Genomic DNA, 16247 nt, shown 5'->3' with positions numbered 1-16247 from the left:
ACAATATGTCGGGCGCACCGGAAGCCAGGATATCTGCAGCGGATTGTTCCGCGATCGGCACGGCGGCAACCGACAGATCTCGGGTGGGAGGGGCTCTGGTTCGACACGGGCGGAACCGCACCCCGGCCATCCCCCACGCTCCTCGATCGGATCGCGGCTCATGGTAAGCGTCTCCCAGGCACCCGAGGCTGCCCGGTTCTTCGTCTTCGGCTGCGGCTATTCGGCAAGCGCCTTTCTGCGGACGCGCGAGACGGAGGAGATCGTCGGCGCCACCACGCGTTCCGGGGAGAAGGCGGGGCAGCTTCGTGCTTTGGGCTGGCCGCCGTTTCTTTTCGACGGGCACGCGCCGGGGGACGGCATCGCCGAGGCCCTCCGCCGGACCACCCATCTTGTCGTCTCGATCGCGCCCGGCGACGACGGCGATCCCGTCCTGCGGCACCACGGCGAGGATCTTCGCGCTCATGCGCCCGCGCTGCGCTGGATCGGCTACCTCTCGACGGTCGGCGTCTACGGCGACCATGGGGGCGCCTGGGTGGACGAGACGACCGCGCCCGAGCCCCGATCCAGGCGCTCTCACGAGCGGCTCGAAGCCGAACGGGCCTGGGCGGCGCTGGCGGACGATCTCGGCTTGCCGCTGGCGACCGTGAGGTTATCGGGCATCTACGGCCCGGGGCGCAGTCCGTTCGACAAGCTTCGCGCCGGCACGGCGCGACGTCTCGTCAAGCCTGGCCAGGTGTTCAATCGCATTCATGTCGAAGATATCGCGGGGGCTCTCGGCCATCTCGCCGGCACGTACGCCGCCGGCATCTTCAACGTGACCGACGACGAACCGGCACCGCCGCAGGACGTGGTCGCCCATGCGGCCGAGATCGGCGGGTACCCCCTTCCCCCGGCCATCGATTTCGGCGCGGCCGATCTCACGCCGATGGCCCGATCCTTTTATGGGGAGAACAAACGAGTCGCGAACAGCAAACTGAAGAATGCCGGCTATGCCCTGCGCTTCCCGACGTTTCGGGAGGGGCTGATGAGCCTTCTGACCTCCCGAGCATCCCTGCTGGATAACGAAAAATCGCGAGATTGAATCGCAATGTAACGTTTCGTGATGGAACCGCCACGTTTTGGCCGCTTCCCACCCGCACCTCTCGCCCGTCGAACGGCGGGGGCCACGAGGGGATTTCATCAAAGAAATCATAGATCTCGGTCCGCGTCCGTATGAAACGGTAGAAGGACCGGACGATTGATCGCAAAATCCCTGACGGCGGTTGCCCTAGTGGGCGCCGCTCTGCTGACCTCGGTTCCCGCTGAGGCGGCTGGCGGCAAGACCACCTGTGGCGGCGCCTCATGGTACGCCCTCACCTCGCGCACCGCCTCCGGCGAGCGCATGAATCCGATGGCGATGACGGCCGCCCACAAGACCCTGCCGCTCGGCAGCAAGGTCAAGGTGACCAACCTGCGCAACCAGCGCTCCGTCGTGGTGCGCATCAACGACCGGGGCCCGTTCATCAAGGGCCGACTGATCGACCTGTCGAAGGGCGCCGCGCAGCGGCTCGGCTTCATCGATTCAGGTCACACGCGCGTCCAGATCGAGCCGGCCGACGGCTCCGGCACCGACAGCTGCGCCTGACCTTCTCCCGCCACTGAACGAAGGGTTCGCCGGAGGGCACAAAGCGTCTTCGCTCGCAGTTCCGCCCTCCTGCGAGCCCACCCTCGCCTTGCCTCGCGCGCGCCGATCCTGTACTGACGAACCCGGACGGAACGTCAGCTTCTCACCCACCGCTCCCGAGCGGTCCGCACCCGTAGCTCAGCTGGATAGAGCGCTGCCCTCCGAAGGCAGAGGTCACAGGTTCGAATCCTGTCGGGTGCGCCAACGTTTTCAATCACTTAGCTGATCTTGCCGGTATCGTCCCACAGACGTTTCCCACATAGCGGCGCTGGCCGCTCACTTGCGTGCCCTGCCCCGGCTTGCCTTCATCCGCCCCACACAAGTGCGGAGAGACGGCGATGGACGGGACATGGGGCGGACGGATCGTCCGGGTTGGGGTGCTGCTGGCACTGGCAGGGTGCCAAACAGCCGAACAGGTCGAAGAGGACCGGAGCGATCGGCTGCGCGCGTTCAAGGGGCGGACTATGGCCGACTTTACCGGCGAGACCGGCCTGACGCCTTCGACCTTCTACCCAATTACCGGCGGCCGCGTGTACGTGGTGGACGGCCCGCCCGTCGTCACGAACTACGGCGGCTATTCGAGCGCATCGGCTTGCCGCCTGCTCATCCAGACGGAGCCGAACGGCCCACTTGGGACGGCCGACGCCTGGACGATCGTCGGCACAACGCGCACCGGCCCGTGCCACACGATGCCGATTTGAGGCGACGTCCCACACCGACGCCGTGTGGGACGCGTATGCGGCCGCTACTCTTAGCCGGTCAGTTGGTATCGCGCCCGTTGGCCGTTGCGATCGGCAGGGGAACGACGTTGCTGCCAAGGTCGAGCTCGGCGCTGATCGTCAGATTCCGGCCGCGACGCTTGGCCTCGTAGAGCGCCTTATCCGCGCGGGCGTAGCCCGACATCACTTCGTCCTCCCCGATTCGAGCGAGGCCAACGCTCGCCGTCACCTTGAACCCTGGCGGCAGACGGGGCCCGCCGATGTCCTGCAGCCTCATGCGAAGCCGATCGGCCGCTTCAGCTGCCTCACCAAGCGACATGCCGTTCAGCGCGAGGGCGAATTCCTCGCCGCCTACCCGCCCCACGAAGTGCGGTGCCCCCATCCCCTCACGCAGCGAACGGCCGACTTCGGCGATGACGTAGTCGCCGACGAGGTGCCCGTACGTGTCGTTGATCCGTTTGAAGTGGTCGATGTCTACGACGCCAAGCGTCATGTCGGCGCCGCTCGCCTTGACGCGATCGAGAGAGGCGAAGAAACCGCGCCGGTTCAGAAGCCCGGTTTGCATATCGGTCAGGGCGAGCGTCTCAAACCGCTCCTTCAGTTCGAAGAGGCGCAAGTTCGACCGGGCCAGGAGGCCGAGAAAGAACAGCGACATCGCAGCCGCGATCAGCGTCGTCTGGATGAACGACGGCCAGATGCGATCCGGCTGCGTGTAGAGATTGACAAGGGCGTCGACGCCATCGGTCACAGCGACGATTACGAGCGTCGCAAGCGCGACCTTGATCCGCATTTCCCGCCGGCTGCGAATGGCGGTGAGGTTGGCGAACATCGACTGCATGGCGGCGGGCTCCCGGGCTGAACGGGATCCTAAGCCAGCATTATTGACGCGCATTGAATGGCAAACGGTCAGGACCGCACATGGTAGTCCGCGCGATCGTTGCCGATCTAATGCGCTGCATCTGCCGCAAACCGCGATCGGCTGCTGTTGAGCGATACCAACTTTGCGGTTTGGAAAGGGGCCAAAGCTACTATCTCCACTGGCAAAACGCTCCTGCCGCGGACTATTTGTGGTCATGAAGCTGCAGAACGTCGAATCATCCGTCTTGCAGCGGTCATTGCTCGAAATGGAGAATTGTTTTGGAAGAAAAGTCCAACGCGGTCGAGTTGGCCGTCGAGATCACGACTGCGTGGCTCTCAAACCCGAACACGCGGGTCGCTCCCGAGGATGTCCATACCTTCCTGAAGAACAGTCACGCGGCTCTCGTCGGCATGATCGATCCGCCGGTCGAAGCAGCGCCAGCGCCTGCAGAGGCTCTGGAGGAATACCAGGGCGCCGTCAGCGCGCGGAAGAGCTTGGCGGATCCCGAAGTCATCGTCAGCATGATCGACGGGAAGCCCTACAAGGCGCTTCGCCGTCACCTCGCGACGCATGGCCTGACGCCTGAGACCTATCGCGAGCGGTACGGGCTGAAGGCTGATTACCCGATGGTCGCACCGAACTATTCGAAGCGTCGCGCCGAAGTGGCCAAGGCGTTGGGTCTGGGCCGCAAGCGCACTGCCCCGGCAGAGGCTACGGCGGACGAAGCTGTTGTGTCCGAACCGGCGGCGGTGCCGGAGCCGACGGCTCTGTCGAAGGCCAAGCGGCCCACGAAGGCCCGCGCGAAGGCGGACGCCTGACGGATTTCGCCGGTCTCGCCTTTCGAACGGGGCCACCATGAACGCAAGAAGGGCCGCATAAAGCGGCCCCTCCTCCTCTCGATCTCCGACGGCCGGTCAGGCGTCGCACTGCCGGCGGTGCGCGTAGTCCAGGACGACTGCGACGAGCGCGTCGTGGAAATCGCTGTGCACGCTGTGCTCAATCTGGCTTGCGGCCAGCGCCAAGGCCGCGAAGGCGCCTTCATCCGACGTGCACTCCGGCGTGTTGTCGCAGAGGTCGTCCATAACCGCGGCGAACCGATCGTCGTCCGCTTGGTCGTCGCCCGGGGCGCTGTCCAGCCGATCGGCCTCGGCGTTGAAGTTGAGGACGGCCGCTAAGAGCGGGTCGGATCCGGCGGGCGTGGCGATCGAAGCGACAGGGGTGGTGGCGTTCATTGCTGCTTAACTCCTGCTGTGATACCTCAGGACTTATTCGGTGCCTGCGGCACTGTCAATACCTCAGGTATTACGAGGCTGCGCGGACGATGATTACCAGCGAACAGGTGCGGGCAGCCCGAGCATTGATCCGCTGGGAGCAGCGGGATCTCGCGAACGCTTCGGCCGTGTCCCTGCCGTCGATCAAGCGTCTAGAGACGTCGCCCGGCCTGTTGGCTGCGCAGCCCCGCACAGTCGCTGCCATCCGCGCAGCGCTCGAGGCGGCCGGCGTGGAGTTCATCCCGGAGAATGGCGGCGGGGCCGGGGTGCGGCTGCGGGACCGGTCTGGTCCTTACGACAAGGGCAAGCGGACTAACGAGCTCGACGCGACGAACGACGACTAGAGGAACGAAGTTTGGGCGGTCTCGTCCAGGCGGACAACTCCGTTTACGAGCCAGCGATCGGGCCAGCGCGAATGCGTGCCCATCGCTAGGACCATGCCCCTCTTAGGGTACTCCTCCCCAAACACACGCTGCATTTCGAGCAAGGCCTTCTGCTCACCGTATTGCCTCTGCCAGTGGAAGAAGGTCGCCTCCGTCTCCCAATCTTGGCACGTGCCCTCATGTTCGCCATCGTCATCACGGTATTGATAGACGAAGCGGTATGGACAGGGCTCGTATGGAAGCAGGTTCTTGACGGCAAACATGTCCTGTTGCGCTCGCGCGGCCGCCAGGCGCTTCGCCGCCTCTTGCAGTTCATCGTCAGGACGCCGGCGATAGGAGAAATCAATGATCTCCGGACGGAGTAGCGCCAGCGTCCGCCCTGCTTCTCGTTCAGCCTTCAGGCTCCGAACGCACGAATTCGCCAGAAAACTGGCACGTGATTTTTGTGGCAGCGTTCCAGTGATTTCCAGGGTGTCCTGATCGATCCGCCGACTCTCAGGACGGTTGTCGTCCTTTGGCTTCCGCCATGTGAACTGAACGCGATCCCATCTGCCAAACCGCTTGGCCTCGTTGAGGTGTCGAAACGAGACGGGGTACAGGCGATACCAATTCCGGTACGTATCGATCGCCGCGCAGCACACGGTTTCGCCGTGGCGCGTGCTGACGTTTGGGGTCGCCTTCACGATGATGAAGGCGTCTCCTTTACCTGAGAGCGCTGGAGAGCTGCTTTCGGTGATGCCCATGGCCTGATCCGAATCGGGACGCCTGTGGGTGAAGATGCTCAATCGTGCCGCCCGCTTTTGCAACCAGCGCACGTGCGACAAGTAGGCGGTGGCAGGTCAAAGGATCCGCTTCGAAGCAGAGAAGGCAAACACGGCGCTCCTGAGCGAGAGCGGCCAATTCGCCGAGGGCAGTTTGGGCTGGAGTGGAAACCAAATGCGCTTCGTAAATGCTCGCGAACGCAGGCATGCCACCGACCTTCGCTGCCTCTCTCCCCTCCTTAGGATTTCCGAGGTCCCGCAGGTGCAGATAATCGAGCCCCACGCTTTCGACACCAGCTCGTAGTGCTTGCTTCGAAAAGCCTGGCTTACGCGATAAAGGCACGGCGCGGACGTCCACAAGAGTTTGGACGTCAGCAGCCTCAAGCGCGCCTAGCAGAGCTTGGAGCGTGCTGCCCTCGTAGCCGATCGTTGCAATCTTGGGATGCATACCATTCTCCGGGCGTTCTCCCGCTGCTTTAAACCACGAGGCTGACACGGAGAGAAATTCAAGTCCGCTCATGAGCGCCGCTTCAGCCACGGCGGCGCCTTCCACTGCGCGAGATCCTGCCGGTCCATCTTCTCGACGAGAACGTATCGCGCGCTGTCGGCCGGCGTCCGGCACCAGGCGCAACGCCAGCGCAAGGCCTCGATCTCGGCTGCTGGGCGGATGTAGCCGACGAAATCCTAGCAGCGGTAGGTGACACGCTTCCCGCAGGACCGGCATTCGATGACGATGCCAAGCCCTTTCCGCAGCCCTTCCGCGAAGTCCCGGATCCGCTGAACCACGACGCTCAGCCGGTCGGGCCGCGGTCCAGCTTGTCCCTTGCGATCTGAACCGTCTCGAGCGCCGTCCCGGTCGCATGGCTGAAGGCGACGACGTCGTTCTCGTTCGCCAGCAGGAAGTCGAGCACGCCGACGAAGAAACCCGGAGCCGCTGCGGCCTCCCGGATCCCGTCGGCCTCGATCCCCGTCAGGTCCAGGAAGCGCTTCATCAGGTCGGGCTCGCTGGCGATATAGCCGAGAGCATCGATCGCGAGTTGTTCGGCGTCGACGGTTACGGGCTTGGCGAGGCGGCGGTCGAGCATGGGGAAGCTCCGGTTCGATTCCTATCGATCAGAACAAAATAGGAACAAAAGCTTCCCTGCAACCGTCTTTGGAGTCATGATCCACAGAGCGAATCGCAGGAGACGGACGATGTCGAAGCTGGCCGAACGGATCACGGACCTGCCATTGAAGGACGATCTTGACGAGGCGGCCGGCGACGCGCTGCGGGTCGCCGGGGGCGATCCGATGGTGGCAATCAAGGCGCTCATCCTCGGCCAGCGGTCGCTGCAGGAGGCGTATGCGGAGCGGATCTCGGCCGGCTACGTCCGTCGGAGGCTTAGGTCGTGACGTAGGGCAAACGACGTAAGAAACGCACTCATTGGCGTGCGCGAGCAGCGGGATGGGAACTCATGGTCGAGACGTGCCTTCCTCCACCACAGCCTCCGAATGGCTTCCCTCTTGCGCTGGTCCACCATGCCGCACCGAAGCCATCTACCTGTTGCCGTAGTCTACCCGGACGCTTCCGCGCTGGAAGCGCTACCGCTCCGCCAACTGACGACATTGCTGGTTGAGTGCGATCGATGGTTCGGAAACTTGGAGACGTTTACCGCTGCCGTTTGCACCCAAGCCGGGCGGACCGAACTGAAGGTTCTCATGCGCCAGGACATCGCTGATGCGACGGCTGCACGTAAATGGATTCTGGACGCGATCTACAATCAGCAAGATATACTGCTGGCCGCGCTCCGTGGGGACAACTCTACGGACGGCTGACGTGCACGACTATTCCTGAGCTAGGCGCGTGTTGCGATACAGCACTTCTGCCATCGTATTGATCGTCGCGGGCGAATAGATGCTGCCGCTCGACGTCCAGATCCACGGGTGCAGACCCTTTGCAGCCTTGTCGTATCGCATGGCCATGGCGAACGCGATCGCTTCGTTCAGGTTCGGCCAGCGCTCGCCTTCGTCTCGACGCCATGAGGCCGGAGAGGGTTTGATCTGCTCGTCGCCCCACAGGAGAATGACGGGTTGAGGGTCCTGCATCTCAGAACGACAAAAGGCCGGGCAGCGCCCGACCTTTCCCCATTTCCAGCTCCCATGCAGGTCCATCCGTGGTCCTGGGATGGATCATCTCAGAGAACCTGAAGATTCTCGGCCGCGTTCTTGCCGGAGCGGCGGTCGGCGACGACCTCGAAGCTGACCTTCTGCCCTTCGGCAAGTCCGCGGATGCCGGAGCGCTCCAGCGCGGAGATGTGGACGAAGACGTCGGTGCTGCCGTCTTCGGGAGCGATGAAGCCGAAACCCTTGGTGTCGTTAAAGAACTTGACGGTTCCAGTGGCCATGATGATGCCCCTTCAAAACAAGGCGAATTGCTCGCAGCACCGTGTGCGCTCCGATGCGTAGATCGACAGTGAGAAAGAGGATCGCTCGGGCGCCTAAGCGCCAAAAATAAGATCGACTACCAAAGTTCGATCAGAGAAAACTACGCTCTCGCCATCCGATTTACAAGGATGTCTAGAAATAAATCTGGCATCGATTTTCCATTCCATACCGCAGAATCGATCCGGTTCGTCGAATTTAGGCAATCGGCGTTTGCTATTCGAGAGATCAGGACTATCTCTATTGCGAGGGCGTTGAAGAAATACGGCCTGGCGAGATCCTCCGCCGCCCGTGCCTCTGGCGCTTCCGCCCTACGGAGCCAGTCCCATGTTCGGATACCAAGGCGGCGAGAGCGGCGAGACCGTCGCGCGCAAACGCGGCTACATGGCTGAAGCGCAGCAGCGCTGGCCCTTCCTGACCCGCTTCGACGTCACGACTATCCACAACGAGCAGCAACTCGCCACGATGGTGCGCGACCGCTCGGGTCGACCGAAGGCTGACGTCGAAGAGGAGGTTCATGCCTGGATGGAAGGCAAGACCTTCTAGGCCCGCTTCGGCGCTGGCCATCAACCCACCGAACTCATTCATCCAGGAGGTTTCGCATGTCCGTTTCCCGCTTCGCTCCCACACGGGCTGCCCATTTGAAGCTCGTCATCGAACTCTTCCCCGGACTTCAAAGCTCGGAGATGCGGACCATCGTCACCTCGATGGCCGAGAAGCGGCTTCGCAGGATTCGCATGGAACTTGAGGACCAGGCGAATGCGATCCGCATGCCGACCTCGACGGTCGGAGTACCATCATGAAGCCCTCGCTCGCGCAGTTCTATCTCGATCGAGCGGACGAGTCCCGAGTGGCCGCAGCCGACGCCTCGCTCGCGAACGTACAGAAGAAGCACAGCGAAGCAGAGGCCACGTGGCGCGCCATGGCGGATCTCGCCACACTTCGCGATGCAGGTGGAACGTCGACTTGAACGTCATGTACGGGTTCGCCGCGAACCTCGTGCTTCTCGCGATGGAATCGCAGCAGGCGATGCATCTCCGGCTCTACCGTCTTGGACTTGGCGGGCCACAGGCCATCGACGAAGCAAGCCTGATGGTGCGTGAGAAGATCGAAGCCGCCATCGACACGATGGAAGCAGCGATGACCGGTGGATCGTTCGAGAGCCTGATCGACCGCTACAGGACCATCGTTTGAGCCAACATCAAACGCCTGGGGCCGGCGGACTGAAGCGACCCGAGCCCGCTGCCTGCAACCCCAGCGAAGTTTGCTTTCGGCGAACCATTCCCTGCATTTTCGAAAGGTGTCTCTGATGACCCGCTTCCATGCACTCAACGCTGCCAACAAGCTCTTCAAGACGGGGGCCTCCTCAGCATCACCCCCGTCGACCTTCGAAGCGGTGACCGCCGCTGCCCGGGCGACGCGTGCGAAGTCCCTTTTGCTTCGAGCGGGGCGCATGGAGCGAGAGGACGCTGCTGCCGCGATCTGTCTTCCCGATAGGACGGTGGGGTCAGGCAAATGAGCGGCGCGAAGACGATCGACTACACGCGGCCGGCCGAGGTTTTCTGGTGCGCGTCCGCCAAGCGGCAGATGCCGAAAGGGTCACTGAGGTTTCGAAAGTTCGCCACTCTCGATGCGGCAGTCCGGTTTCTGGTCGCAGACAAGAGCGAGAAGCGTTTCCAATGCACGATCGACACGGAAACAGCGCACTACGAGGGCGGCGAGATCGAAGACTTGTTCGATCATCCAGATTTTCCACCGTCCGATTTGCTGCCGTCACACCGCCCCTCGCGTCGGTTCGGCATCGATTTCTTTTCCAGACCCCAGATGGCGGCAGCCTACGCGATCACGCGGGACGACCAGGGTACCTGGACGGTGACCTCCGCCGCCACGGGAGAGACGGTCTCGATCAACGACGTCGATATGGCCAGGATGAGCCTGCCTGACGCGGAGCGTATGATGGACGTTCTGAACAGTGCCGATGGTCCGGACATGCTGGCTCTTGGCCCGTAGGCTTCGATTGCAGACTTATCTGTCGAATGGCGGATCTTCGAAAGCGTGAGTCAGAACGCTGTAACCGACGCTAATTCTCGTCGCCCCAACGCCCGGCCGATCCCGCTGCGAAACGCCGCGTAGTTCGGCGCGGCCATCGGATAATCCTTCGGCAGGCCCCACCGCCGGCGGTAGCCCGCAGGCGTCAGGCCGAGCGAGCGCACATGCCGCTCGAGCACCTTGAACCGCTGACCCGTCTCCAGGGACACGATGTAGTCGGGCGTCACGGACTCCGCGATCGGCACGGCCGGATCGTCCGTCGATCGCCGCACCGGTCGGCAGCTTCACACGATAGGCCGTGTTTATCGATCGTCACGCGGGACGGAAGCCACTGACGCCAGCAGGCGCCGCAGGCTCAAAAGTCAGGCAGGCCGACGATCCCTGCTTCCTCGATGATGCATCCGAGGTAGTTGATTCGTAGACCTAAATCAGATCACTGAGAACACGGTATGCCCCGTTGATATCGGCTTGGAGAGCGCCGACGGCGCGATCCGCGCCTGATGCCCCCAGCGCGTCGAAAAGTTCCTCATGGCGATCGTTCGATATGTGGAAGTTCCCCGATTCCCGCAAAAGGTGGAAGTACGGGCTGATTTGCAGCCAAAGCACTTCGACCATGCCAACGAGCACGGGTGACGAGGCCTGCCGGTAAATCCGGAAATGAAGGTCGTAGTTGGCGCCGACGTAGAGCGTTGCGTCGGCAGTGCGCTCTGCGAGACGTAGGCGTTCCAGGATCGGCGCGAGTTCCGCGAGGAACTGTGGATTTGACCGCTCGCTCGCCCAACGAACCGCAGTGCTCTCAACCTCAAGACGGACCCGGGTCAGATCGTCCAACCGCTCCCGCGTCAGCTTCGGGATGCCGATCGTGCGACCCGAAACCACCGTCAGGGCTCCGATTGCGGTCAGACGAGTGAGTGCCTCTCGCACCGGCATCGGGCTGACATCGAATGCCTCCGCAAGGCTGGCGACCGTGATCGACTGACCGGGGGCAATGCCGCCTTCGAGAATCAGCCCGCAGAGACGACGAAATACGCCATCCTGCAGTGTCTCCTTGCGCAGTGGCGTAACGCTTCCTCGAATAGCTGACATTTCCTGATCCCACACGCACTGCTTCGCTGGCCCACCATAAAGGTCGAACAGGACCTCTTGTAGTACCTTTCGATTTTTGATCTAAAATCAAAATGCACGCCGAGAAAGCTGCTGGAGAGACGGCTCGGGGCGGTGTTTGGGAGGACATCATGACGTTTGCGACCCATTACGGGGCGCTGGCGACGGCGCTCGGCCTTTCGGCTCTGATGACGCTGCCCGCCGTCGCTCAGGAGAAGCACAAGGTCTACCTGTCGATGAGCTACATCGGCAACGACTGGCAGGCCGAGGCCGCCAACATGGTCAAGGCCATGGCCGCCTCCGCTGACATGAAGGATAAGGTCGACCTCGAGGTGCAGGTCGCCGGTCCCAACGCCCAGCGCCAGATTCAGCAGATCAACGCCATGGTCCAAGCCGGGGCGAAGGCGATCGTGATCTATCCGATCTCGCCGACGGCCCTCAACCAGGTGGTCAAGAACGCCTGCGCCAAGGGCGTGAAGATCGTCGCCTACGATGCCGAGATCACCGAGCCCTGCGCCTACAACGTGACGATCGACCAGGCCGAAGCCGGACGCCGCACCGCCGAATGGCTGGCCGACAAGCTCGGCGGCAAGGGCAACATCGTGCTCGTCACCGGCGTGCCCGGCACCTCGGTCGACACGGCCCGCACGGCGGCGGCGAAAGAGGTCTTCGCCAAGCACCCGGACATCAAGATCGTCGGCGAGGCCGTCGGCCTCTGGAGCCAGGCCGTCGCCCGCACCGAATTGTCGAAGCTGCTGGCCACGCGCAATTGGGACGGGATCGACGGGCTCTGGATGCAGGTCGGCTGCTACACCGCCAACGCCATGCAGCTCGAGGCCGGCCGCACCGCCGAGCAGCTGAAGCCCTGCGCGGGCGAAGGCTCCAACGGTGGGCGCATCCAGATGCTGCCGAAGGGCACCGAGGTCGAGGGCGCTGACGGCCCCTACGCCCCGCTCGGCGCGCCGCGCTTCTCCTACGCCTCGCCGCCCTACTCCGGCGCCTATGCGCTGAAGCTCGCGGTCCAGATGCTCGACGGCAAGACGGAGGTGCCGCATCACACGACGCTGCCGCTGCCCACCGTCACCAACGACACGGTCAAGCTCTGCGAGACCGGCACCTGGGAAGAGATGAAGAACGGCTGCAACGTCTTCAAGCCGTCGATCGTCGCCAATCCCGGCTGGTTCGCGTCGATCTTCTCGGCCGAGACGCCGGAGGTCGGCCTCAACGCCGCGCTCGTCGGCCAGCCCGAGAACTGAGCCGCCGAGCCGGCAGACGGGCTCGGCCAGAGGTCGGCCCGTCCATCCCCCGAGCATGCCTTGCGCGCGCCGCCCCGTCGCGCGCGCCCCTTCCGCGCGACGAGAGTGCCATGTCCCGGTCGTCCCCGCCGCCCGCCATCACGTTCGAAGCCGTGTCGAAAGCCTTCGGCGCGACCAAGGCCGTGACCGACGTCAGCTTCTCCGTCGCGACCGGCGCGGCACACGCGCTGCTCGGCGAGAACGGCGCGGGCAAGTCCACGACGATGAAGCTCCTGTCCGGCCTGATCGAGCCCGACGCCGGCCAGATCCGCATCGACGGCGACCTGCGGCGCCTCGCCAGTCCGAAGGACGCGCACCGTGCCGGCATCCGCACAGCCTTCCAGGAACTGACCCTGGTGCGCGACCTCTCGGTGCTCGACAACATGCTCCTGCCGACCGCCCCGACCGGCTGGCTCGGCACGCTGAAGCGCCGGTCCGTCGCGCAGCGCGTCGCCGCCCATTTCGAGCGGCTCAGGATGGCGGTCGACCTTCATGCCGAGGCGGGCCGCCTCGATCTCGCCATGCGCCAGAAGATCGAGATCGCCCGCGCGCTCTTTCGCGATCCGCGCATCCTGCTCCTCGACGAGCCGACGTCGGCGCTCGCCGGCGGTGACGTGGACTGGCTCGGGCGCATCATCGCCGATGCGACCTCGCGCGGCGTCACCGTCCTCTTCATCTCCCACCGCATGCCGGAGGTGCGGGCGTTCTGCGAAAGCATGACGATCCTGCGCAACGGCCGCCACATCGCCAGCGGCGCGGTTTGCGACTTCTCCGACGATGAGGTGGTGGAACTCATCATCGGCCGCTCGCTCGACCAGACCTTCCCGCCGCGCCGGCGGACGAGCGCGGCGGTCCCGCCCGCGCCGGTGCTCGAGACGCGCGGCCTGTGCGCGGGTCCGAAGCTTCGCGATGTCGACCTTCAGCTGCGGCCGGGCGAGATTCTCGGCGTCGCCGCGCTTCAGGGTATGGGCCAGCTCGATCTCTTCTCCGCCTGCTTCGGCGCGGTGCCCGCGACTGGCGGCGAGATCTGGGTGGACGACCGGCCGGTCCATCTCTCGACGCCCGCCGACGCCCTCCACCCCTCGCTGCGCATCGGCTTCCTGCCGGAGGATCGCAAGACGCAAGGGCTGTTCCTCAAGCTCGACGGCACCACCAATGCCAGCCTGCCCGTCATCGGACGCTTTCGGCGCGGCGGGCTGATCGACGGCGAGGCCGAACGGGCCGCGACCGAGGCCGTCTTCTCCGTCGTAGACGTCTCGCCCGTCGCCTCCTTCACCGAGGCCGGCGCCTTCTCGGGCGGCAACCAGCAGAAGATCGCGATCGCCAAGTGGCTGGTCGCCGAAAGCCGCGTCCTCCTCCTCTTCGATCCGACGCGCGGCATCGACGTCGGCACCAAGCACCAGCTCTACGACCTGATGCGCGCCTTCGCCGATGCGGGCGGCGCCGTGCTCTTCCATTCGACCGAGATTCCCGAGCTCGTCCATCTCAGCGATCGCGTCGTCGTGCTCTACGAGGGTCGCATCGCCGCGCGGCTGGAGACGGACGAGATCGACGAGCGCGCCATCATGGGCGCAGCGCTCGGCGGCGCCGCGATGCCCGGTCCCGTCGCCGGGGTCGCCGCATGAGCCGCCCCCTCGCATCCATCGGCCGGCCGGCCCCGGCGCGCGCGGCCTCGCCGCCGATGCGCTGGCTCGGCCGCAACCGCGCAGCCCTCGTCGCGCTCCTGGTCTTTGCCGCCCTTTTCGCGCTGGTCGACGCGATCAGCCCCGGTCCGATGACCTATTTCGACGTCTCGTTCCAGGCGAGCGGCGCGACGCCCTTGGCCCTGGCCGCCATGGGCCAGACGCTGGTCGTGCTGTCGGGCGGCTTCGACCTGTCGGCGGGCGCCGTCATCTCGCTCGTCAACGCGGTACTTGCGGCCACCATGGACCCGGCCGACATGGAAGCCTCCGTCCTCGTCTGGACGCTCGCCGGCATCGCGGTCGGCATGGCGGTCGGTGCCTTCAACGGCTTCTTCGTCGCCGTGCTGCGCCTGCAGCCGATCGTCGTGACCCTGTCGACGATGTTCATCGTGCAGGGGCTGACGCTCCTCGTCCTCGACCAGCCCGGCGGCTTCGTCTCGCCTTCGCTCGGCAATCTCTACATGGGCGACGCGATCCCGGAGGTCCTGCCCGCCTCGCTCGTGCTCCTCGGTCTCGCCGCCCTGTTCTGGCTCTGGCTGAAGAAGACATGGCTGGGCGTCGCGCTCTACGCCGTCGGCGGCGACCCCCATGCGGCGGCCGCCACCGGCGTCAGCGTGCCGCTCGTGCGCTTCAGCGCATACGTGCTGGCCGGGGGCTTCTACGGCCTGTCGGGCGTCTTCGTCAGCGCGCAGACCGGCTCGGGCGACCCGCTCGTCGGCAACTCGCTCCTCCTTTCGATGTTCGCGGCGGTCGTCATCGGCGGCACCCGGCTCGGCGGCGGCAAGGGCGGGCTCGTCGGCACGATCTTCGGCGCCTTCGTGCTGATGATCGTCGTCAACATCCTTCTGGCGCTCAACGTCTCGGCCTATTTCTCGACCATCGCCGAGGGCGGCGTGCTGCTCGCGGCGGTGCTGATCGGCTCCTGCGCGCGCGACAGCGTCCTCGTCGAGCAGATCCGCCGCCTGTCGGGCGTCGCTCGGGCAAGGCGCGCAGGCACGCATGTCTCGCAGCGCCCGCAAGACGACCGGAAGCTCCCCTTCGTCGCCGGGCGTGCGCAAGGCCGACCCGTCGGCGACCGGATCGCCGAACCCGGCGTCCTGCAGCGGCACGGGCGCACCCTTCGCTATGCCGTGCCCGCCTATGCCTGCCTCGCCATCGTGCTGGTCGTCACGCAGGTTCTGCTCGGCAACACCCTGGCGAGCTGGAGCTTCTGGAACTCGCTCCTCGTGCTCTCGACCTTTCTCGTCGTCCTCGCGCTCGGCCAGGGCTCGGTGATCCTGACGGGCGGGCTCGACCTGTCGGTGCCCTGGACCATCGGCCTGTCCGGCATCCTCCTCGCCGGCATCGTGCAAGGGTCGGACGCGGCGCTCCTCTATGCCGTGCCGGCGGTCCTGGGGCTCGCCGCGCTGATCGGTCTGTTCAACGGGCTCGGCGTCGTGGCGCTCGGGCTCTCCCCGATCGTCGTCACGCTGGCGGCCAACGGCATCCTGCAGGGCATCGCGCTTCTCTATTCCGGCGGCACGCCGTCCGGCTTCGCCTCGCCGGCCCTGCGCTGGCTGATGACCGGGCGGCTCGGACCCATCACCCCGGTCCTCCTGGCTCTCGCCGTCTTCCTGGTGCTCGGCACGCTTCTCCTGTCGCGGACCGCCTTCGGGCGGCGGGTCTACGCCGTCGGCAACAGCCTGGAGGCGGCGCGCCTGTCGGGCGTGCGGACGGGGCGGGTGATCGTCGGCGTCTACGTCCTGTCGGCGCTCTGCGCGGCGCTGGTCGGCATCCTCCTCACCGGCTTCTCCGGCCAGGCGAGCCTTGGCATGGGCGACGACTACCTTCTGCCCTCGATCGCGATCGTGGTCGTCGGCGGCGCGCTCATCACCGGCGGGCGCGGGCACTTCCTCGGCATGGTCGGCGGGGCGCTCCTCCTCACCGCGCTCCAGACGCTGCTCGCCGGGACGACGCTCCCTTACGCCTTCCGCGCCATCTTCTTCGGCTGCGTCGTCCTCGCGGCCGTCATCGCCCTCCGTGAGAAAAGGACCTGATCCC

At 65.0% G+C, this 16247-nt stretch carries 25 protein-coding genes and 1 tRNA gene; 16 read left to right on the top strand and 10 right to left on the bottom strand.

Annotation, left to right across the window (positions count from 1 at the left end; all coding sequences use genetic code 11):
- Positions 1-160 precede the first annotated feature (160 nt).
- The 4 genes from ACLNGM_RS06635 (at position 161) to ACLNGM_RS06620 (ending at position 2364) form a co-directional block, all read left to right on the top strand.
- Entirely contained in the window at positions 161-1081 is a 921-nt protein-coding gene (locus ACLNGM_RS06635) for an SDR family oxidoreductase (RefSeq protein WP_416357706.1), read from the top strand.
- Between the two features lie 156 nt (positions 1082-1237).
- Positions 1238-1624, top strand: a complete 387-nt coding sequence (locus tag ACLNGM_RS06630) for a septal ring lytic transglycosylase RlpA family protein (RefSeq protein WP_416357705.1) — start codon at positions 1238-1240, stop codon at positions 1622-1624.
- 166 nt (positions 1625-1790) lie between these two features.
- A tRNA-Arg gene (locus tag ACLNGM_RS06625) sits at positions 1791-1867 on the top strand.
- Positions 1868-2001: 134 nt separating this feature from the next.
- Positions 2002-2364, top strand: coding sequence for a hypothetical protein (locus ACLNGM_RS06620; RefSeq protein ID WP_416357704.1), 363 nt, complete (start codon positions 2002-2004; stop codon positions 2362-2364).
- Between the two features lie 58 nt (positions 2365-2422).
- Here the strand turns inward: ACLNGM_RS06620 and ACLNGM_RS06615 are convergent, their stop codons facing one another.
- Positions 2423-3457, bottom strand: a complete 1035-nt coding sequence (locus tag ACLNGM_RS06615; RefSeq protein ID WP_416357703.1) for a GGDEF domain-containing protein — start codon at positions 3455-3457, stop codon at positions 2423-2425.
- An 89-nt stretch (positions 3458-3546) separates the two neighbouring features.
- On the opposite strand from ACLNGM_RS06615, the gene ACLNGM_RS06610 reads away from it, so the two are divergent.
- Positions 3547-4059, top strand: coding sequence for a MucR family transcriptional regulator (locus ACLNGM_RS06610; RefSeq protein WP_416357702.1), 513 nt, complete (start codon positions 3547-3549; stop codon positions 4057-4059).
- Positions 4060-4155: 96 nt separating this feature from the next.
- On the opposite strand, the gene ACLNGM_RS06605 is transcribed toward ACLNGM_RS06610, so the two are convergent.
- Positions 4156-4473: a hypothetical protein gene (locus tag ACLNGM_RS06605; protein ID WP_416357701.1), complete on the bottom strand. Its 318-nt coding sequence runs from the start codon at positions 4471-4473 to the stop codon at positions 4156-4158.
- Between the two features lie 89 nt (positions 4474-4562).
- On the opposite strand from ACLNGM_RS06605, the gene ACLNGM_RS06600 reads away from it, so the two are divergent.
- Positions 4563-4856 (top strand): transcriptional regulator, encoded by a 294-nt coding sequence (locus tag ACLNGM_RS06600; RefSeq protein WP_416357700.1) that lies wholly within the window; start codon positions 4563-4565, stop codon positions 4854-4856.
- Here the strand turns inward: ACLNGM_RS06600 and ACLNGM_RS06595 are convergent.
- The 4 genes from ACLNGM_RS06595 to ACLNGM_RS06580 form a co-directional block, all read right to left on the bottom strand.
- On the bottom strand, positions 4853-5638 hold the full coding sequence (locus ACLNGM_RS06595; RefSeq protein ID WP_416357699.1) for a hypothetical protein: 786 nt from the start codon (positions 5636-5638) through the stop codon (positions 4853-4855). The two genes, ACLNGM_RS06600 and ACLNGM_RS06595, sit on opposite strands and share 4 nt — an antisense overlap.
- The gene (locus tag ACLNGM_RS06590) at positions 5598-6194 is read right to left on the bottom strand and encodes a DUF488 family protein (protein ID WP_416357698.1); all 597 of its coding nucleotides are present in this window, start codon (positions 6192-6194) and stop codon (positions 5598-5600) included. Before ACLNGM_RS06590 ends, ACLNGM_RS06595 begins: the two co-directional genes overlap by 41 nt.
- A complete protein-coding gene (locus ACLNGM_RS06585; protein ID WP_416357697.1) occupies positions 6173-6298 on the bottom strand; it encodes a hypothetical protein in 126 nt (41 codons plus the stop codon). Before ACLNGM_RS06585 ends, ACLNGM_RS06590 begins: the two co-directional genes overlap by 22 nt.
- A 149-nt stretch (positions 6299-6447) precedes the next feature.
- Positions 6448-6741: a DUF3572 domain-containing protein gene (locus ACLNGM_RS06580; RefSeq protein ID WP_416357696.1), complete on the bottom strand. Its 294-nt coding sequence runs from the start codon at positions 6739-6741 to the stop codon at positions 6448-6450.
- A 109-nt stretch (positions 6742-6850) separates the two neighbouring features.
- Here ACLNGM_RS06580 and ACLNGM_RS06575 point away from each other — a divergent pair, with 109 nt between their 5' ends.
- Positions 6851-7048 (top strand): hypothetical protein, encoded by a 198-nt coding sequence (locus ACLNGM_RS06575; RefSeq protein ID WP_416357695.1) that lies wholly within the window; start codon positions 6851-6853, stop codon positions 7046-7048.
- 111 nt (positions 7049-7159) lie between these two features.
- Positions 7160-7471 carry a hypothetical protein gene (locus tag ACLNGM_RS06570; protein WP_416357694.1) on the top strand — a complete coding sequence of 104 codons (312 nt, stop codon included), beginning with the start codon at positions 7160-7162 and terminating at the stop codon, positions 7469-7471.
- Positions 7472-7480: 9 nt separating this feature from the next.
- On the opposite strand, the gene ACLNGM_RS06565 is transcribed toward ACLNGM_RS06570, so the two are convergent.
- Together ACLNGM_RS06565 and ACLNGM_RS06560 are read right to left on the bottom strand one after the other, a co-directional pair.
- Entirely contained in the window at positions 7481-7807 is a 327-nt protein-coding gene (locus tag ACLNGM_RS06565; protein ID WP_416357693.1) for a hypothetical protein, read from the bottom strand.
- A 23-nt stretch (positions 7808-7830) separates the two neighbouring features.
- Positions 7831-8040: a cold-shock protein gene (locus ACLNGM_RS06560; RefSeq protein ID WP_055889324.1), complete on the bottom strand. Its 210-nt coding sequence runs from the start codon at positions 8038-8040 to the stop codon at positions 7831-7833.
- Positions 8041-8404: 364 nt separating this feature from the next.
- Between ACLNGM_RS06560 and ACLNGM_RS06555 the strand changes: the two genes are divergently transcribed.
- The 5 genes from ACLNGM_RS06555 (at position 8405) to ACLNGM_RS06535 (ending at position 10087) form a co-directional block, all read left to right on the top strand.
- Positions 8405-8623, top strand: coding sequence for a hypothetical protein (locus ACLNGM_RS06555; RefSeq protein WP_416357692.1), 219 nt, complete (start codon positions 8405-8407; stop codon positions 8621-8623).
- Between the two features lie 56 nt (positions 8624-8679).
- Positions 8680-8880 carry a hypothetical protein gene (locus ACLNGM_RS06550; RefSeq protein ID WP_416357691.1) on the top strand — a complete coding sequence of 67 codons (201 nt, stop codon included), beginning with the start codon at positions 8680-8682 and terminating at the stop codon, positions 8878-8880.
- Entirely contained in the window at positions 8877-9047 is a 171-nt protein-coding gene (locus ACLNGM_RS06545; protein ID WP_416357690.1) for a hypothetical protein, read from the top strand. Before ACLNGM_RS06550 ends, ACLNGM_RS06545 begins: the two co-directional genes overlap by 4 nt.
- Entirely contained in the window at positions 9044-9271 is a 228-nt protein-coding gene (locus tag ACLNGM_RS06540) for a hypothetical protein (RefSeq protein WP_416357689.1), read from the top strand. The genes ACLNGM_RS06545 and ACLNGM_RS06540 overlap by 4 nt, the downstream gene beginning before the upstream one ends.
- A gap of 321 nt (positions 9272-9592) precedes the next feature.
- Positions 9593-10087 (top strand): hypothetical protein, encoded by a 495-nt coding sequence (locus ACLNGM_RS06535; protein WP_416357688.1) that lies wholly within the window; start codon positions 9593-9595, stop codon positions 10085-10087.
- Positions 10088-10137: 50 nt separating this feature from the next.
- On the opposite strand, the gene ACLNGM_RS06530 is transcribed toward ACLNGM_RS06535, so the two are convergent.
- Together ACLNGM_RS06530 and ACLNGM_RS06525 are read right to left on the bottom strand one after the other, a co-directional pair.
- A complete protein-coding gene (locus tag ACLNGM_RS06530; protein WP_416357687.1) occupies positions 10138-10353 on the bottom strand; it encodes a MucR family transcriptional regulator in 216 nt (71 codons plus the stop codon).
- Positions 10354-10549: 196 nt separating this feature from the next.
- A complete protein-coding gene (locus ACLNGM_RS06525; protein WP_416357686.1) occupies positions 10550-11227 on the bottom strand; it encodes a GntR family transcriptional regulator in 678 nt (225 codons plus the stop codon).
- Between the two features lie 191 nt (positions 11228-11418).
- Between ACLNGM_RS06525 and ACLNGM_RS06520 the strand changes: the two genes are divergently transcribed.
- The 3 genes from ACLNGM_RS06520 (at position 11419) to ACLNGM_RS06510 (ending at position 16243) form a co-directional block, all read left to right on the top strand.
- Entirely contained in the window at positions 11419-12486 is a 1068-nt protein-coding gene (locus ACLNGM_RS06520; RefSeq protein WP_416358400.1) for a sugar ABC transporter substrate-binding protein, read from the top strand.
- A gap of 110 nt (positions 12487-12596) precedes the next feature.
- Entirely contained in the window at positions 12597-14150 is a 1554-nt protein-coding gene (locus ACLNGM_RS06515) for a sugar ABC transporter ATP-binding protein (protein ID WP_416357685.1), read from the top strand.
- Positions 14151-14206: 56 nt separating this feature from the next.
- Positions 14207-16243: an ABC transporter permease gene (locus ACLNGM_RS06510; RefSeq protein ID WP_416358399.1), complete on the top strand. Its 2037-nt coding sequence runs from the start codon at positions 14207-14209 to the stop codon at positions 16241-16243.
- The last annotated feature ends 4 nt before the right edge of the window (positions 16244-16247 follow it).

The sequence above is a fragment of the Aureimonas phyllosphaerae genome, assembly GCF_047943035.1.
Lineage (GTDB): Bacteria > Pseudomonadota > Alphaproteobacteria > Rhizobiales > Rhizobiaceae > Aureimonas > Aureimonas phyllosphaerae.
Note: the sequence above shows the minus strand (reverse complement) of the source record. Positions and strands in the feature narration are given on the sequence as shown.

What these genes read in the sequence shown, in the direction of transcription:
- ACLNGM_RS06510 (WP_416358399.1), top strand. Translation starts at nt 14,207, where the DNA reads ATGCGCTGGCTCGGCCGCAACCGCGCAGCCCTCGTCGCGCTCCTGGTC.
- ACLNGM_RS06550 (WP_416357691.1), top strand. Translation starts at nt 8,680, where the DNA reads ATGTCCGTTTCCCGCTTCGCTCCCACACGGGCTGCCCATTTGAAGCTC.
- ACLNGM_RS06520 (WP_416358400.1), top strand. Translation starts at nt 11,419, where the DNA reads ATGACGCTGCCCGCCGTCGCTCAGGAGAAGCACAAGGTCTACCTGTCG.
- ACLNGM_RS06600 (WP_416357700.1), top strand. Translation starts at nt 4,563, where the DNA reads ATGATTACCAGCGAACAGGTGCGGGCAGCCCGAGCATTGATCCGCTGG.
- ACLNGM_RS06620 (WP_416357704.1), top strand. Translation starts at nt 2,002, where the DNA reads ATGGACGGGACATGGGGCGGACGGATCGTCCGGGTTGGGGTGCTGCTG.
- ACLNGM_RS06635 (WP_416357706.1), top strand. Translation starts at nt 161, where the DNA reads ATGGTAAGCGTCTCCCAGGCACCCGAGGCTGCCCGGTTCTTCGTCTTC.
- ACLNGM_RS06605 (WP_416357701.1), bottom strand. Translation starts at nt 4,473, where the DNA reads ATGAACGCCACCACCCCTGTCGCTTCGATCGCCACGCCCGCCGGATCC.
- ACLNGM_RS06515 (WP_416357685.1), top strand. Translation starts at nt 12,597, where the DNA reads ATGTCCCGGTCGTCCCCGCCGCCCGCCATCACGTTCGAAGCCGTGTCG.
- ACLNGM_RS06535 (WP_416357688.1), top strand. Translation starts at nt 9,593, where the DNA reads ATGAGCGGCGCGAAGACGATCGACTACACGCGGCCGGCCGAGGTTTTC.
- ACLNGM_RS06565 (WP_416357693.1), bottom strand. Translation starts at nt 7,807, where the DNA reads ATGGACCTGCATGGGAGCTGGAAATGGGGAAAGGTCGGGCGCTGCCCG.
- ACLNGM_RS06555 (WP_416357692.1), top strand. Translation starts at nt 8,405, where the DNA reads ATGTTCGGATACCAAGGCGGCGAGAGCGGCGAGACCGTCGCGCGCAAA.
- ACLNGM_RS06595 (WP_416357699.1), bottom strand. Translation starts at nt 5,638, where the DNA reads ATGGGCATCACCGAAAGCAGCTCTCCAGCGCTCTCAGGTAAAGGAGAC.
- ACLNGM_RS06615 (WP_416357703.1), bottom strand. Translation starts at nt 3,457, where the DNA reads ATGACCACAAATAGTCCGCGGCAGGAGCGTTTTGCCAGTGGAGATAGT.
- ACLNGM_RS06545 (WP_416357690.1), top strand. Translation starts at nt 8,877, where the DNA reads ATGAAGCCCTCGCTCGCGCAGTTCTATCTCGATCGAGCGGACGAGTCC.
- ACLNGM_RS06580 (WP_416357696.1), bottom strand. Translation starts at nt 6,741, where the DNA reads ATGCTCGACCGCCGCCTCGCCAAGCCCGTAACCGTCGACGCCGAACAA.
- ACLNGM_RS06560 (WP_055889324.1), bottom strand. Translation starts at nt 8,040, where the DNA reads ATGGCCACTGGAACCGTCAAGTTCTTTAACGACACCAAGGGTTTCGGC.
- ACLNGM_RS06575 (WP_416357695.1), top strand. Translation starts at nt 6,851, where the DNA reads ATGTCGAAGCTGGCCGAACGGATCACGGACCTGCCATTGAAGGACGAT.